The sequence below is a fragment of the Bacillus sp. JJ722 genome (assembly GCF_036963345.1).
Taxonomy (GTDB): domain Bacteria; phylum Bacillota; class Bacilli; order Bacillales; family DSM-1321; genus Bacillus_AD.
On the sequence record NZ_JBALMO010000204.1, the window covers coordinates 9,820 to 12,171 of the forward strand.

Sequence of the window (2,352 nt, forward strand, 5' to 3'; positions counted from 1 at the left end):
GTGGGAGTCTTAGCGCCAGTTTGAACGGGATAAATCAAGATTATCCTTTTACCTTTTTAAATGAAGCATCATGTTCAAAATTAACATTTCAAATATGTTTAAATAAAGGGAAGAATATAGAAGAAAGAGGGATTTTAAATGCTTCAGGAATTTCGTACATTTATAAATCGAGGTAATGTTGTCGATTTAGCAATCGGGGTTGTAATTGGTGGTGCATTCGGAAAAATCATCACATCATTAGTAGAAGATATCATTATGCCACCAATTGGATTGTTAATTGGAAAAGTAGACTTTACTGACCTATACATAAACTTATCAGGAAAATCATATAGCTCATTAGCAGAAGCAAAAGCCGCTGGAGCAGCTACTATTAACTACGGCATATTTTTAAATAATGTTATTAATTTCTTAATCATAGCGTTTTGTATTTTTATCGTAATTAGACAAATAAATAAAATGACGAAGAATAATGAAGAGGCACCAGTAACAACAAAAGAATGTCCGGCTTGTCTTTCAGACATTCCACTCAAAGCTACCCGCTGTCCAGCTTGTACATCATATGTAGATACAGTTAAAGAAAGTACAAATTAATAGGAGCTCGTTTAGAGCATTCTTCAACTATTAAATTTGAATTAAATATTTTTTCATTAAAAAACGATTACGAAAACAAAAATAAAGTTGTTCTCGTAATCGTTCTTTTATTGTTGATTGAAATAATTTGTAACTCCTTGCACGATTCCTCTTGCTACCTTTTGGCGATAGCTTTCTGTGCTTACAATTCCTTCTTCTGTAGGATTTGATAAAAATCCTAGTTCAACTAGAATAGCAGGTTTATTATTTTCTCTACTCACATGAAAATCACCAAAGTGAACACCAGCATCATGTAAATTTGTACTTTTCACTAACTCATTTTGAACACTATTTGCTAATGTAAGATCTTTTGAAGGTGAATAATAAAAAGACATAATTCCACTACTCGTTTCTAAAGCTGAATTATAATGAAAACTAATAAATGCATCTGCATTTGCAGTATGACTAACTCTAACTCGTTCATCTAGAGCTAAATATGTATCTTCACTTCTTGTAAACACAACATTTGCTCCTGCTGCTTGTAGCATACTTGCCGTCTGCATAACAGTTGCTAATGTTAAATTCTTTTCTAAATAGGTAGACCCAATTTTTCCCGGATCTCTACCACCATGCCCAGCATCTAGAACAATCGTTTTTCCTTGAATACCACTTGAATGATTTGTTGATGATTGCTGTCCAGAGGTATTGGTTGTTAACCAACTTGCTACCCAAGCTGTTGAACCATTTGGTAATTGTACTTGTAACCAATCTCCACTCTTGCTGATTAACTTATAAGTTGACCCAGCTTGTCCAAGTACTACAGCTGCATGTTGTGTACTAGGCCCTGTTCTTAAATTCGCGTTTGAACGGAGTACAACATTTTCATCACTAACTTGATTAGTACTTACTTGTGTTGAATTTTTAGTTGATGAAGTTAAATATTGATTAGCAACCCAGCCTTGTCCATTGGAAAACTGTATTTTCGACCAGTCGCCATCTTCTTTCAATACTGTTACTTGATCATTTTGTTTTAACACTTGTACAATCGTACTATTAGTAGTAGCATTCGAACGTACATTTAAGGTAGAGGAATTAACGTACACCGTTCCATCTGCAGATGTATTATTGCCAGAAGTTGAAGAATCCCCTGAACTCGTTTGTAAAGCTACATATTCTTTGGAAACCCAGCCATTCATGGAACCAGCTTGAACATAAAGCCAACCTTCGCTTTCAGATATAATCGTTACTTTCGTTCCCTTTTCTAATGATCCTATTTTCGCACTTGTTTCACGTGGCTTACTGCGAATATTGAGTGATGAGCCTGTTGTATAACCTTGAAGATGCTTTGACTTTAAATACTCAGAAGAAACCCAACCGGTTATTGAACCAAACTTGATTTTACTCCACCCATTTTGTGTTCCTACTATTTGTACTTGTTGGTTTTGCTGTAACACACCTACAACGGATGCATTTGTACTAGGGTTTGAACGTATACGTAGAGTATCTGCATTCACATTCGCGAATTGAGAGGTATCTGCACTAAATGAAATTGGCTGCCAAGACCATAAAGAAAAAAACATAACTATACTAATCACGGATAATAATATATTTCTGCGCATTTATTCAACCCTTCTTTACTATCTGTACTTCGTCTTCATCAAGACATTATCACTATGTATATCGTTTATCATTTCAATATTTTAATATAATTACTAAAATAAATTTGAAAATTAAGTAATTATTTTTATCGTAGTTTAACATATTAATCTACGATAAAAAAAC

2 protein-coding genes are annotated in these 2,352 nt (G+C 33.9%); one reads left to right on the forward strand and one right to left on the reverse strand.

Going from position 1 to position 2,352, the window contains the following annotated elements:
* The first annotated feature begins 138 nt into the window (after nucleotides 1-138).
* Complete coding sequence (gene mscL / locus V7014_RS20920; RefSeq protein ID WP_335509955.1) at nucleotides 139-591, forward strand: large conductance mechanosensitive channel protein MscL; 453 nt, start codon at nucleotides 139-141, stop codon at nucleotides 589-591.
* A 107-nt stretch (nucleotides 592-698) separates the two neighbouring features.
* Here mscL and V7014_RS20925 read toward each other — a convergent pair whose 3' ends face one another.
* The gene (locus V7014_RS20925; protein ID WP_335509957.1) at nucleotides 699-2,189 is read right to left on the reverse strand and encodes an SH3 domain-containing protein; all 1,491 of its coding nucleotides are present in this window, start codon (nucleotides 2,187-2,189) and stop codon (nucleotides 699-701) included.
* Nucleotides 2,190-2,352: the final 163 nt, after the last annotated feature.